This window comes from Mycobacterium heidelbergense (genome assembly GCF_010730745.1).
Taxonomy (GTDB): domain Bacteria; phylum Actinomycetota; class Actinomycetes; order Mycobacteriales; family Mycobacteriaceae; genus Mycobacterium; species Mycobacterium heidelbergense.
Window position 1 is genome coordinate 4576711 of sequence record NZ_AP022615.1, and the last position, 13586, is coordinate 4590296.

General features: G+C 65.2%; 11 protein-coding genes and 1 pseudogene. 2 read left to right on the top strand and 10 right to left on the bottom strand.

Going from position 1 to position 13586, the window contains the following annotated elements:
* Window positions 1-38: 38 nt before the first annotated feature.
* The 5 genes and pseudogenes from G6N25_RS21430 to G6N25_RS21450 form a co-directional block, all read right to left on the bottom strand.
* Window positions 39-1253 carry a PPE family protein gene (locus tag G6N25_RS21430; RefSeq protein WP_142272889.1) on the bottom strand — a complete coding sequence of 405 codons (1215 nt, stop codon included), beginning with the start codon at window positions 1251-1253 and terminating at the stop codon, window positions 39-41.
* 17 nt (window positions 1254-1270) lie between these two features.
* Window positions 1271-1570: a PE family protein gene (locus G6N25_RS21435; protein ID WP_083077439.1), complete on the bottom strand. Its 300-nt coding sequence runs from the start codon at window positions 1568-1570 to the stop codon at window positions 1271-1273.
* Window positions 1571-2035: 465 nt separating this feature from the next.
* Window positions 2036-3283 carry a PPE family protein gene (locus G6N25_RS21440; protein WP_083077441.1) on the bottom strand — a complete coding sequence of 416 codons (1248 nt, stop codon included), beginning with the start codon at window positions 3281-3283 and terminating at the stop codon, window positions 2036-2038.
* Between the two features lie 1077 nt (window positions 3284-4360).
* Complete coding sequence (gene fdxA / locus G6N25_RS21445) at window positions 4361-4687, bottom strand: ferredoxin (RefSeq protein WP_083077444.1); 327 nt, start codon at window positions 4685-4687, stop codon at window positions 4361-4363.
* A gap of 31 nt (window positions 4688-4718) precedes the next feature.
* Window positions 4719-5439: pseudogene (locus G6N25_RS21450) on the bottom strand (NADP oxidoreductase); the annotation flags it as partial.
* Between the two features lie 146 nt (window positions 5440-5585).
* Between G6N25_RS21450 and G6N25_RS21455 the strand changes: the two are divergent.
* Entirely contained in the window at window positions 5586-6527 is a 942-nt protein-coding gene (locus tag G6N25_RS21455; RefSeq protein WP_083077445.1) for a LysR family transcriptional regulator, read from the top strand.
* 64 nt (window positions 6528-6591) lie between these two features.
* On the opposite strand, the gene G6N25_RS21460 is transcribed toward G6N25_RS21455, so the two are convergent.
* The 3 genes from G6N25_RS21460 to G6N25_RS21470 all read right to left on the bottom strand — a co-directional run bounded on the left by G6N25_RS21460 (window position 6592) and on the right by G6N25_RS21470 (window position 9767).
* Window positions 6592-7308, bottom strand: a complete 717-nt coding sequence (locus G6N25_RS21460; RefSeq protein ID WP_083077446.1) for a sirohydrochlorin chelatase — start codon at window positions 7306-7308, stop codon at window positions 6592-6594.
* On the bottom strand, window positions 7305-8036 hold the full coding sequence (locus G6N25_RS21465) for a phosphoadenylyl-sulfate reductase (protein ID WP_142272888.1): 732 nt from the start codon (window positions 8034-8036) through the stop codon (window positions 7305-7307). Before G6N25_RS21465 ends, G6N25_RS21460 begins: the two co-directional genes overlap by 4 nt.
* A 63-nt stretch (window positions 8037-8099) precedes the next feature.
* Window positions 8100-9767 carry a nitrite/sulfite reductase gene (locus G6N25_RS21470; protein WP_083077448.1) on the bottom strand — a complete coding sequence of 556 codons (1668 nt, stop codon included), beginning with the start codon at window positions 9765-9767 and terminating at the stop codon, window positions 8100-8102.
* A 592-nt stretch (window positions 9768-10359) separates the two neighbouring features.
* On the opposite strand from G6N25_RS21470, the gene G6N25_RS21475 reads away from it, so the two are divergent.
* Window positions 10360-11766 carry a nitrate/nitrite transporter gene (locus G6N25_RS21475; protein WP_232065879.1) on the top strand — a complete coding sequence of 469 codons (1407 nt, stop codon included), beginning with the start codon at window positions 10360-10362 and terminating at the stop codon, window positions 11764-11766.
* 255 nt (window positions 11767-12021) lie between these two features.
* Here the strand turns inward: G6N25_RS21475 and G6N25_RS21480 are convergent, their stop codons facing one another.
* Both G6N25_RS21480 and G6N25_RS21485 read right to left on the bottom strand, forming a co-directional pair.
* The gene (locus G6N25_RS21480) at window positions 12022-13242 is read right to left on the bottom strand and encodes a PPE family protein (RefSeq protein ID WP_083077234.1); all 1221 of its coding nucleotides are present in this window, start codon (window positions 13240-13242) and stop codon (window positions 12022-12024) included.
* 11 nt (window positions 13243-13253) lie between these two features.
* Window positions 13254-13553, bottom strand: a complete 300-nt coding sequence (locus tag G6N25_RS21485) for a PE family protein (RefSeq protein WP_071511529.1) — start codon at window positions 13551-13553, stop codon at window positions 13254-13256.
* Window positions 13554-13586 lie beyond the last annotated feature (33 nt).

The following is a 13586-nucleotide window of genomic DNA, read 5'->3' on the forward strand; positions in this document are numbered from 1 at the left end:
ACGGCCGGCCGGACCCCGCCGGCAATGAAGGGCACCCATTAGCCGGCCGAGGGTGGGCGGGTCATGACGGTGGGGCGGAACCCGTATCGCGGTCCGCTGCCCGCCGCGCCGCGGCCGGCTCCCGCCAGGGGCATGCCGCCCAGCAGGTTTCCGGCTCCGGCGTCGGGAGCTTCCCTGACGTTGCTGACCGGTATCGCCGATGCGCTGGAATGCGCCCCCGCCAGGGTGCCGGCCCAGGCCGGCGGGACGGAAAGGTGGCCCACCGGGCTGGCGGTGCCCAGCGCCGCGGCCGCGTGCGCGGCCCCGCCGCCCAGCAGCCCGCCCAGGCCGGGCAGGCCCTTGGGGACGGCGGCGGCTGCGGCGGCGCCCGCGGCCGGACCGATCGCCCCCACAGTTTTCGCGGTCTGAGTCAGGAAGTTGGCGATACCGATGCTGAAGTTCGGCAGGCCCTCGGTGTAGTAGAAGAAGCTTGCGTAGGGCGAGTAGTCCGTCAGCAGTGTGAAAACGTTGTTCGGGGCGGTGGGTGAGCCGAACAAGATCCCCCACAGCCACGACAGCGGGCCACTCGACGATTCGAGGTAGGCGAATTCACTTTGAATGGGACCGGTGATGGGCGATATCAGGCTTTGCAGCTGGCTGCTGAACTGGCTGATCAAATTGTTCAGCGTTTGCTGGACCGAACTCGCCGAGGTGGCGGCCGCGGCGGTCTGGGTGGCCGCGGCGGCCGGATTGGCGACCTGCGGCGCCGCGGTGAACGGCGTGACGTTCGCCGCCGTCGATGAAGACGCCGCATAGCTGTACATGGAAGCGGCGTCCTGGGCCCAATACTCGCCGTACTGCGACTCCAGCTGCGCGATCAGCCCCGTGTTCTGGCCCAGCACGTTGTTCGCAAGCGCCTGCGCGAGCTGTGCGCGGTTGGCCGCGATCGCCGTGGGGGGCACCACGGACGCCAACACGGTCTCGTATGCGGCCGCGGCCGAACTGGACTGAGTGGCCGTCTGCTCGGCGAGAGCGGCGGCATTCGTTATCCACTCCACGTACGGCTGCACCGCCGCGGCCATCGACGACGAGGCCGGCCCGAGCCACTCCTCGGTGGACAGCTGAGTGACGACGTTGTCGTAGCCGATAGCAGCTGAATTCAATTCGGCCGCAAGGGCATTCCACGACGATGCGGCGGCCACCAAGGGCGTGGACCCCGGGCCGGAATAGACGAGCGCCGAGGTGATCTCCGGCGGGATTGCACCAAGATCGATTGTCATGGCCTTACCCCTTAACCGGCCGTGGCCGCATTGGCCGCCTCGGTGGCCGCGTACGACCCCGAGCTGATGCCCAACGTGCTGACGAACGCCTCGTGGATCGCCGTGGCCTGAGCGCTGATCGCCTGGTACAGCTGGGCATGGGTGGCAAACTGCGCCGCGGTCAGCGCCGACACCTGATCGAGCGCCGCCGGCGCCACGCCCGTCGTCGGGCCGGCCGCCGCCGCGTTTTGGGCACTCAACGACGAGCCGATCCCTTGCAGGGTGCTGGCCGCCGCCAACAAGGCCTCCGGCTGTGTGGTCACGAACGACATGTTGTCGCCTCCTCAATATCTCGTGGGCCTAGCTGTTTGGTCGGCCCCTTGGTTAGCTGCTGCGCGTCACTTGCCTTCGGCCGTCTGTGACGTTAGTCCGCCTGGGCCGTCAGGCCTCGGCCGAAGTCGGTGCTTAGCGCGGTAGGACGACCGGTTGCTGGCGGCGGCTCTGCGGCGGCCAGGCCTCCCCCGGCGCGAACGTGCCGGCTTAGCCTGAGGGCCATGACCAGCGACAACCACCGGGCGGTCTGAGCCGTCACCGGCCGGCGGCCCGGGCGCGCGACGCCGTGTCTTGTCGTGCAGCCGGTTCGGGTAGGGACCGGCTCCCGATAAAATCCCGTCGCGGATAAAGGACCTCGGACGACGGCCCACGTTGCTGGTCGCGCTTTCCCACGATGCGTCTCGTGCCGTCAGGCGGGTGCGCCGTCCGGAAATATCGATAGGCATTTCTTTCGCTCGGCTTCTCTATCCGGCGGATGGTGGGCGGACCAGGACACTGCGGCGGAATCCGTATTCGCGGGGCGGGAAGGCGGAGCCGCCGCGCCGACCGCCGCCCCCCAGGGGAACGCCGCGCAGCAACCCGCTTGTGCCGCCGCGCGCGTCGCTGACGTACTCGACGCTCATCGCCTGTGCGGCCGATTCCTCGATCGCGCCGGGTGGACCGGCTGGAGAGGCCCACGCCGAGGGGACCGACAGCCCGCCGACCTTGCCGGCCGAACCCATGCCGGTGGCTGAGCTGAGGTTTGCCGAAACCGGCCCGCCGGCGACGGCGCCCAGGTGCAGGCCGGCGAACTGCGGCGTCGGGTACCAGGCTCCGCCGGCACCGGCCGTTGCCCCGCCGGGACCAAATGTCAGCTGCTGGTTTATCGATACGAAAAAGGACCCCATGTTCCCACTGAAGTAACCCAGGTCGTACGTGCGACCCAAAGTGGTGCGCATGCTGATGCTGAGCTGACTCAGTTGCTGCACGATGTACCACTGGCTCGGATTCAGCCCCACCGCCGTCGCCTGCGCCGAGAGCTGGTTGAGCACTTGGTTTATCGAGGAGAATATCGACGTGAGACTGATCGTGTCGGGCGTTATTGCCAGCCCCGGGGTCGCCGCCGCGGCTTGGGGCGCGTTGGTGGCCGCCGGTGTGGCGAGGGCCTGGGTGACCGCGGCCGCCTGCGCGGCCGGCCCGCTCTGGTCGGTGGTTTGTCCCGGTTCGCTGAACGGGGACAGCCGCGTGGCGGTCGCCGACGCGGCGGCGTAGCCGTACATCGCCGTGGCGTCCTGGGCCCACATCTCGGCGTATTGCGCCTCGGTGGCCGCGATGGCCGGGAAGTTCTGTCCAAAGAAGTTGGTCGCGATCAGCGTCGTCAGCAGCACCCGGTTGGCCGCGATCTCCGGCGGGGGCACCGTGAGCGCAAACGCCGCTTCGAAGGCGGCCGCCGCGGCTCTGGCCTGATTGGCGGCGTCCTCGGCCAGCCCGGCCGCGGTGCCGAGCCACGAGATGTAGGGCGTCGCCGCGGCGACCATCGATTGCGACGCCGGACCCACCCACGGCGAGCTGGTCAACTCGGTGATCACCGACGTGTAGCCGGTTGCCGTCAAACCCAACTCGGTGGCCAGCCCATCCCAGGAGGCGGCCGCGGCGATCATCGACCCCGAGCCCGGGCCGGCATACATCCGGCCCGAATTGATCTCTGGCGGTAGCGCCCCGAAGTCGAACACCTAGGAACCGCCGGACTCGAATGACATGTGTTTCCTCGCAAGCTGTTTTGACTCGACGACGTTCGCTGAAGTTGCTCGCCAGTGAGGCTAAATCGCCGCGCTCCCCGGCCGCCGTCCCTCGTTCGGGCGAACCGCCGCGCGAAGACGGATCGGCCACAGGGCGGCCGAAGAGAAGCCCGGGCGGCGACTCGCGCTTCGCGATGGCGCGCGCGGGGCTTTCACCTGCGCAAATGTGTGGACGACGCCGCCCGATGACGGTTGCCGGTCGGCGGCCCGCGGGCCATTCGCGCGTGACTCGGCGGGGATGAAAGTGCCGGTGCCAGATAAAAATCCGGCCGCAGATAAAGACCTTGCCGGCTTCGCTGGAGAGCCGCGGTGCCGCCGGCTCAGCGAGGGCGGGGCACCGTCGTGAGCGGCGAATCCGGAGGGGCCGGCTTCCTACCCCATGCAGCGTCGTGGGCGCAGGCAATTGCGCCTGCGCCCACGACGATGTTCCTCTCGGCGTGATTGTTGGTCGTTTCAGGACAGAGATTCACGCGATGGCCTTCTGAATCGGCACCGACGTGCCCGCTACTCACACACGCCTTTCGACGGAACTGAGCCACCATTAGGCTCCCAAACAAGCACTGTTAGGTCGCGGCCGAGTTACCGCGATTGGCCCATCGGGACTTGACCCTGTTAACAAGGATTTGGAACTGCGTTGTCGAACTCAGGTAGTCCGTTGCCATGACCCCGCAATGCAGAGTTCTGGTGACCTTTGTGACCGCCGACAGTGACCGCCGACAACCGGCAACCGTAGTTGACCTGCACAGGTTGCTTGTTGCGGTTGTTGCTGGCTGCGCTCGAGCGGCGATGTTTTAGACAATGCCCAAATACGACGAGAGCTGCACGGCAACGAGATCGACCCGACACGGGACGGCTTCGTCCCAGTGCTGTGCGTGGATCCCTGTTTGCTACAGTGGAACCTCAGGCGCGTTCATCGCGTTCATCACGCGAGCGCCCAGCGTATTTGCATGGCTCCGAGCCTCCCAGACCGTGAATGGCGTTCGAATTCTCGTCGGTCGTCGCTTGAAGTCTTTAGGTGGCCTCTGCCCTGATCTCCATGTTCTTGACCGCGGTGGGGTCGTTTTCGGTCAAGCCAACTTTCGAAGCACCACCGGGTGAGCCCAACTCTGTGAAAAAGTCGGCGTTGATCTGACTGTACTCGCTGTATTCGGCGGGCAGATCGTCTTGGTAGTAGATGGACTCAACCGGGCACACCGGTTCGCAGGCACCGCAGTCGACGCACTCGTCGGGGTGGATATAGAGCATCCGAGCACCCTCGTAGATGCAGTCGACCGGGCATTCCTCGATGCATGCCTTGTCTTTGATGTCGACGCAAGGTTCGGCGATGACGTATGTCATGGATGTCTCCCTTCCTGGTAGCTATCGAAGGTCAGCCGTGCGCAATCCGCAGCAGCTCAGCCAGGCTGGCCAATTTGGCGCGCGGGCGCCCGTGCGGCTCATCGGCTTCCCGTTCGAAGCGGTCAATGGCCTGCGAGTAAACAGGCGGTGACCAGTTTGGGCTGGCGCGAGGTCAGCCACTCGGTGAGTTGGTCGGCGTAGTCGCTACCGAGGTCCACCAGCTCGACATCCGATACCCCGGCCAGGTCGTTGAGCACGGTGTCGACGGTGTCCTGGGAACGTTTCTTATTGGTACCGATAACCCCGGAAGGGCCGCGTTTGATCCAGCCGACCGCGTAGTCGTTGCGGCCGAGCACGATGCTTTCCACCTTGTCGTCGCCTTTGATCTCAATCGGAGAGGTCAAGAACCGCAGCATGATTCGCCGATGCCCGGGCCGAGGAGCATGGCCAGCGTAGTCGTGCAACACCTTGACGTTGTTCTTGGCGATCTTGCCCGCCGCGGCCGCATCCTCGTCGCTGATGCCCTCCAGGTCGGCCGGGTCCACCATGACGTCGACGCCCTCGATCTCGCCCAGCTCAGGCAATTCCAGTGTGGTGAAGGCGCTTTGCAGCGGGCCGCGCCGCCCCATCAGCAGCACTTCCTCAACGCCACAGGAACGCGACGACTCCAACGGCTGCCGGGCAATATCGGTGAGTGCAAGCACCTCGGGATTGGTCACTAGCATGCGGGCGACATCGACGGCCACGTCGCCTCCCTGTCTGGGTATCTGTACCTTGTGGGCTGGACGGGTCATGGCTCCTATGGTTCCCGCCCGAACCAGGCATGAGTAGAGGTTTCGGTGTTGTGGCGTCACAAGCTAGCGTTGTGTCGCACGACTTGATTGTGATGTGATCAACCATGCCGCTCAGCCCTTGGATGCCCGAACTTGCCTCGTTCGAAGTCTTTTTGGCGATCGCCGAGACAGGCGGCCTCGGCAGGGCGGCGCGCGAACTGGGGTTGACTCAACAAGCTGTGTCGAGGCGGCTCGCGTCGATGGAGGCCCAGATCGGGGTGACATTGGCTGTCCGGACCACCCGTGGCTCACAACTCACGCCCGCTGGCCTCATCGTCGCGGAATGGGCTGCCCGCTTGCTGGAAATCGCCAACGAGATCGATGCGGGCATGGGTTCGCTCCGAAAAGAAGGTCGCGAGCGAATCCGGGTGGCGGCCAGTCAGACGATATCCGAACAGCTTATACCGCACTGGCTGCTTTCATTGCAGGCTGAGGCGACGCGGTGCGGCCTCACTGCTCCCCACGTAATCTTGACCGCCACCAACAGCGATCAGGTCATCGCCTCGGTGCGCGACGGCACCGTCGATCTTGGATTTGTCGAAAATCCCAGTCAGCCCAAGGGATTGGGAAGCTGCGTGGTGGGTCACGACGAACTGGTGATCGTGGTGCCGCCGGGCCACAAGTGGGTTCGACGGTCACGGGTCGTGACTGCTCGCGAACTTGTGCAAACATCTCTGGTTGCCCGCGAGCCCCATTCGGGCATACGCGATTCGCTGACAGTGGCGCTCCGTCAGGCGTTGGGCGACGACATTCAGCAAGCGCCACCCGTGCTGGAATTGACTTCCGCCGCGGCGATGCGCGCCGCCGTGCTCGCCGGCGCAGGACCGGCCGCCATGAGCCGGCTCGCGGTGGCCGACGACCTCGCGGTCGGCCGTCTGCGCGCGATCACTATCCCAGAGTTGGATTTACGGCGTAAGTTTCGCGCCATCTGGGTCGGCGGACGCACTCCACCCACTGGGGCGATACGAGACTTGCTCAGCCAGATCACCAGCCGCACAATCAGATAAGGCCCGCGAACGTGGAGTTGTTGAGACACCTTTTGCCCGCGAAAAGTCGACGTTGGAAAACGGATTAGGCCGCGACGTGGTCCGCCAGCGCCTGGTCGTAGCGGTCGAGCACTGTCTCAGCCACGAGCCGGTGGGGGCCTAGCGGCGACGCCATCGGAATGCGGTTGTCTTGCGCATAAGTCCACATGACGTCGGTGATGCGCCCCGGTGCCAGGAACCATGGCGCGATGACGATCCGGCGGGCACCGCGGCGGCGTAATCGGCTGGCGGCGTGGGCCACCGACGCCTCATGTCGGGTTGCGAAGGCCATGGTGGCCCCGGCCCACCGACTGCCCACCGCCAGCGTGGACGCCACCTGCGCGGTGCGCGCATTGGCGGCGGTGTTCGACGAGCCGACCGCCACCACCATCACCCCGAGGCCATCGTCGAGCGGGGAAACGTCGAGTTCGGTAAGGCGTTCGCGCAGCACCGACACCAGTCGCTCGTCTTCGCCGAGCACGTCGGCCTGTCGTATGCCGTGCGCACCGGCGCGCGCGATCTGTTTGGGGAGGTCATGGCACGCGTGGTAGGCGCTGGCGAGCAGCAGCGGGCTGACGACCGCGTCGCGGCTGTTTGGCAATTGGTCGAGGACATCGATGAAGTTGGGCTCATTGAGTTCCAAGAATGCCAGCCGCACATCCAGGCCTGGCCGCATGCGCGCGAGCCGGTTGGCCACGGCCCGGGCATTGGCGGCCGATCGTGGATCTCTGCTGCCGTGGGCAGTGAGTACGAGTGTGCTCACGACGCGTGCAACCCACATTCGGTTTTGTTCCGGCCCCGCCAGCGCCCACTGCGTGGGCCGTCGCCTTCCACGGGCTTGCTTGTGCAGGGGGCGCAGCCAATCGACGGGTAACCCTCCTCGACGAGCGGGTTGACCAGTACCCCGTTCTGCTCGATGTAGCTGGCCACATCCTCGTCTGTCCAGGTCGCGATCGGGTTGACCTTCACCAGGCCGAACGACTCGTCGAAGCTGATCAGCGGAGCATTGGCGCGGGTGGGCGCCTCCACTCGCCGCAACCCGGCGACCCATGCCGCGTAACCGCGCAGCGCTTTTCGCAAGGGGACGACCTTCCGCAGCCGACAGCATTTGTTGGGGTCGCGGGAAAACAAGTCCTTGCCGATCAGCTCGTCCTGCTCTTCCACGCTGTGCTCGGGCGTGACGTTGAGAAGGTGGATGTCGTAGACGGACTGGACGGCGTCGCGGGTGCCGAGGGTTTCGGCGAAGTGGTAGCCGGTGTCCAGGAAGATCACCGGCACGCCCGGCCGTACGTCCGACGCCAGCGAAACCATCACCGCGTCTTGCATATTGCAGGCCACTACCCACCTGCAAGTGGCCCAGCTGCGGGGTCCGTCGGTGCCGCCGAAGTGCTCGTCGGTCCAGCGCAATATGTCGGTGGCGCTCGCGCCCTCCATCTCGGCCGCGCCAAGATCAGCCAATCCGCGCAGCTGTTCCTCAGTGAAGTCGGTCATCACTTCGCTCACCTAGTCTTCAGCCCGTAATGTCAGTGCTGTCCCTTGTGGTGTCCGTGGCCGCTATCGCAAATCGGCCTCTTCGGCCCGCAGCGCCCAGGACGCAAAACGCTCGCCGTCTCGGCGCTGCTCGAGGAACTTGCGCGTCACTCGGTCGATATAGTCGCCGAGTTCGTTGCTGGTGACCTTGTGCTGGCGCAGTTTTCGGCCGAACCCGCTCTCCTCGCCCAGGCCGCCACCGAGGTGGACTTGGAAGCCCTCGACCGAATTGCTCTCGCCGTCGTCGACCCACTGGCCTTTGAACCCAATGTCGGCGACCTGAATTCGGGCGCACGAGTTCGGGCATCCGTTGATGTGGACAGTGATCGGCACGTCGATTTCGGAGTTGACATCAGCCAGGCGCTGTTCTAACTCCGGCACCAAAGTCTGTGCCCGCACTCGGGTTTCGGCAAAGGACAGCTTGCAGAACTCAATACCAGTGCACGCCATCGTATTCTTGCGCCACGACGACGGCCGCGACGGCAAGCCCAGAGCATCCAGGCCGGCAACCAACTCGTCGGTCTTGTCGCCAGGCACGTCGAGGATGACTAGCTTCTGGAACGGGGTGAACCGCGCCCGGTCAGAGCCGACCTTCTCCATCAGATCGGCCACCGCTGACAGGGTGCTACCCGACACGCGTCCGGCGATGGGGGCGACGCCGACGGCGTTGAGACCGTTCTTGATTTTCTGCACGCCGACGTGGTCGATGGGGTGCTTGACCGGCGCAGGGGCCGGGCCGTCGATCATCCGACGGTTGAGGTACTCCGTTTCGATGACCTTCCGGAATTTTTCGACACCCCAGTCCTTGATCAGGAACTTCAGCCGGGCCTTGGCGCGCAGCCGCCGGTAGCCGTAGTCGCGGAACAACTGCGTGACCGCCTCCCAGACGTCGGGCACTTCTTCGAGCGGAACCCACACGCCGACCCGTTGGGCCATCATCGGGTTGGTCGACAAACCGCCGCCCACCCACAGGTCCATCCCGGGACCGTACTCGGGGTGATTGACGCCGACGAACGCGACGTCGTGCGTTTCGTGGGAGACATCCTGTAGGCCCGAGATCGCGGTCTTGTACTTACGCGGCAGGTTTGCGTAGTCGGGGTTGTTCATGAAGCGTCGGATGATCTCGTCGATCGCGGGAGAGGGGTCGATGACCTCATCGAGTGAGTCACCGGCCAGCGGCGAGCCGTGGATGCCGCGAGGGCAGTCGCCGCAGGCCTCGATCGTCGTCAAGCCAACGGATTCGAGCCGGCGCCAGATCTCTGGAACGTCTTCGATCTTGATCCAATGGAATTGCACGTTTTCCCGGTCGCCGATGTCGGCGGTGTCGCGGGCGAATTCGGTCGAAATCTCACCCAACGCGCGCAAAGTGTTTGCCGTCGTGGGCTTGCCATCCGAGCGCACGCGCATCATGAAGTACTTGGCCTCGATGATGTCGATGTTGTCGTCACCGGTCCAGGAACCGTCGTAGCCCTGCTCGCGTTGGGTGTACAGGCCCATCCAACGGAAGCGCCCGCGCAAATCCGACTTGGCGATGCTGTCGAATCCGTTTATGGCGTAGACGTTTTCGATGCGTGTCCGCACGTTGAGTGGCGCATCCTCATGCTTGATCTGCTCGGTGTCGTTGAGCGGCTCGCGATTTCCCAGCACCCACTGGCCTTCGTTACGGGTCTTGGCGGGACGGGCAGTCGTCATGGTGCTCTCCTTCGCGATTGCCCGGGGAGTATGTCCGGCTAGATTCGCCAGCGACACCGCGGGATGTCCAGAAATCCGTATCCGGCCGCATACATCGCCGTCGAAAGGGGCGCGGGGTTGCCGCGCAACATCGACATTGATGCTGATTAGCGAGAGGTACCTTTAGCCTTTAGTAGGTACTTCGTTGGGCCCACGAGCCATCGCTCTCATGTTGCACTGCGCACGAGGACATCAACAAGAGCCTCCGCGTTGTGAGGCCACAACCGTTGGTTGTGTCTACGGCTTGATGTCGGGGGCGGCGTCGCCGCCGCGCAGCGGCATGCATACCATCGCGGCCAGCGCGTCGAACCTCGGTGCAGGGCGCCCGGGGATTTACAGGAAATCTTAAGGAGTTTCAGGCCGAGCAATAACTGACGCTCAGCTTGGATCCTGGCACCCTAATGATTCGATGCTTCGTCACGAGACCGGGTCTAAGGAGGGCGATGGAAGAGCGGGCGCTGCTACGCGGCGAAAATACGCGGCACGATCCGGTCCCGGTCCAGTACCGAGATCGGCCGTTCCGAAGTCGGACACCTTCCGGCTGGCCAGATACGTGACTCGGTCACGTCACATCTCTCATTGGGATGCAGAGGATCCGGTGAGCTGGGAAGCCGGTAACAAGACGATCGCGCGGCGTAACCTGCTCTGGTCGGTCGTGATCGTGCACCTCGGCTACTCGATTTGGTCACTCTGGCCTGTGTTGGCATTGTTCATGCCCAAGGATGTCTATGGCTTTTCGGCGGGCGACAAGCTCCTGCTCGGTACCACGGCCACCCTGGTTGGAGCTTGCCTGCGGCCGACCTATGCGGTGGCAACCGCGATCTTCGGTGGTCGCAACTTGGCTATGTTCTCGGCGTTCGTGCTGCTGATACCCGTCATCGGAGCGATGGTGCTATTGGCGCATCCGGGACTTCCGCTATGGCCATACCTAGTTTGCGCGGCATTGAGTGGCATGGGCGGCGGGAACTTCGCGGCCTCGGCCAGCAACGCGAATGCTTTCTACCCGCATCGACTCAAGGGCTCAGCATTAGGACTCGCCGGTGGGATCGGCAATCTCGGAGTGCCGCTAATTCAGATAGTCGGCCTGTTGGTTATCGCTACGGCAGGCGACCGGCAGCCGTACTGGGTTTGTGGTCTGTATCTGGTTTTGCTGATCACCGCCGGAGCCGGCGCGACGTGGTTCATGAACAACGTCGCGCAGCACCGTGTTGAACCCGGGCTTCTCCGGTCGATCCTGTCCGCAGTCGTTTTTGCTCATGACACCTGGTTGCTCGGCCTGCTCTACCTCGGAAGTTTCGGCTCGTTCATCGGATTCTCGTTCGCGTTTGGTCAGGTACTGCAAACCAGCTTCATCGCCGACGGACAAAACGCAGTACAGGCCTCGTTGCATGCTGCTGAACTGGCCTTCATCGGACCGTTGCTCGCGGCTCTAGCCCGGGTCTGCGGTGGCCAGCTGGCCGACCGAGTCGGCGGGGCCCGCGTCACTCTGGCGGTTTTCGTCTCTATGGTTCTCGCTGCTGGGATGCTGATAGGTGTGGGTACCGTCGAAGACCCACACGCAGGCCCGGTCAGCGGCTCAGCGATGGCCGGCTACGTGGCCTGCTTCATCGCCTTGTTCATCCTGGCAGGGGTCGGCAACGGGTCCGTGTACAAGATGATCCCGACAGTTTTTGAAACGTATGGTCGGTCGTTGGACATGAGCGAGACTGAGCGCCGTCACTGGTCCCGGCTCATTTCTGGAGTCGTCATCGGCTTCGTCGCGGGTTTCGGCACCTTAGGTGGGGTCGGGATCAACCTCGCGCTGCGGCAGTCTTATCTCAGTACCGGCACGATGACGTCGGCATTCTGGATCTTCATGGGCTTCTATGTTGTCGCCGCCGTGCTGACCTGGACTATGTACGTCCGGCAACCACGTGCAACATATTCAGACGACACCGCTGATGCGATCGCAGCCGATTGAGCTAACGATGGCCCGAGCTCAGCCCGACAGGTTCTCCAGGTGGGGCATCTCGGCGTAACGCCGCGGCTCGGGATGCGAGCGTAGTAACCATAGACGCCCGGGCTCGTATCGCTTGCCGTGGCCGGCGCGACGCCGGTCGATCGGGAGTGTCGCCATCCGCCAAGCAGCGTTGCCGAATGACATTGGGGTCCGGCACCGCAAGAGGTGCCGGACCCCAATACCGGACGGCGGCACGCCGGGGCGTGCCGAACGCGGCTATCCGCCGAGGGGTGGGCGGGCCATGACGGTGGGACGGAATCCGTACCGCGGGCCGGCACCGCCGGCGGTGCCGGAGCCCATTCCGGCCAGCGGCATGCCGCCCAGCAGGTTTCCGGGACCCCCGGCCGCCTCCGGGGCGGCGCTGATGCTGCTGACCGGGATGGCCGTGGCGTGGGGTGCCACCGCCGACGCGGCACCCGACCATGCGACCGGCACAGACAACTTGCCGATGGAGGTCGCGCTGCCCAAATGCGCCGCCGCGCCGGCGCCGCCGCCCAGCAGGCCGCCCAGTCCGGGCAAGCCCTTGGGGACGGCGGCCACGGCCGGCGCCGCCGCGCCGCCGAGCGCCCCCACGGTCTTGGCCATCTGAATACCGAAGTTGCCCATACCGACGCTGAAGTAGGGCAAACCCTCGGTGTTGTAGAAGAAGCTCGAGAAGTTGTTGTAGCCGGTCAAGAACGTTGCCACGTTGGTGGGCAGCGTGGTCTGCCCGCTGAGGAGGAACCACACCTCGGTAAGCAATGGGTTGGACGAGGCGAGCTGTGACACCAGCGAATTCGTCCCGTTGGGCGTGGCGAGAAGGCCCAGTTGGCTCTGGATCTGGCTGAGGAAGCCCTGCAGGGACTGCTGGATCGAGGCGGCCGGATTGCTCGCGGTCGCCGTGGCCTGGGTGGCGGCGGCGGCCGGATCGGCAACCGCCGGCGCGTTTTGATACGGCGTCACCTTGGCCGCCGCCGCGGACTGACCGGCATAGCTGTACAGCGCCGCGGCGTTCTGCGCCCAGAACTCCTGGTATTGGGCTTCCAACTGCGCGATGATCCCGTTGTTCAGGCCCAGGACGTTGGTCGCCTGCGCCTGGGTCAGCTCGGTGCGGTTGGCCGCGATCAGCGGCGGGGGCACCACCGAGCCGAGCACGGTCTCGTAGGCGGCCGCGGCCGCCTGCGCCTGGGCGGCCGTCTCCTCCGCCTGGGCGCCGGTGGTCGTCATCCACTCCACATACGGCTGCACCGCCACGGCCATCGACGCGGAGGCGGGCCCCAGCCACTCCTCGCTGGAGAGCGTGGTGACAATGTTGTCGTAGCCCAGCGCGGCCGAATTCAGCTCGGCGGCAATCCCATTCCACGCCGAGGCCGCCGCCGTCAGCGACGACGAGCCCGGACCCGAATAGATCAGCGCGGAGCTGATTTCCGGAGGTAACGAACCCAAATCGGTTGCCATGTCCTGACCCCTTAGCCGGCCGCGGCCGCGTTGGCCGCCTCGGTCGCCGCGTACGACCCCGAGCTGATGCCCAGGGTGTTGACGAACTGCTCGTGGATAGCCGCAGCCTGAGCGCTGACGGCCTGATACATCTGGGCGTGGGCGGCGAACTGCGCCGCGGTCAGCGCCGACACCTCATCGGCGGCCGCCGGCACCACCCCGGTCGTGGGGGCCGCCGCGGCGGCATTCTGAGCGCTCAACGCCGAGCCGATACCTTGCAAACTGCCCGCGGCCGCCGCCAACGCTTCCGGCTGCGTCGTCACAAACGACATGTGGTTTTCCTCCTCAAAACCTCTGGCTCGATG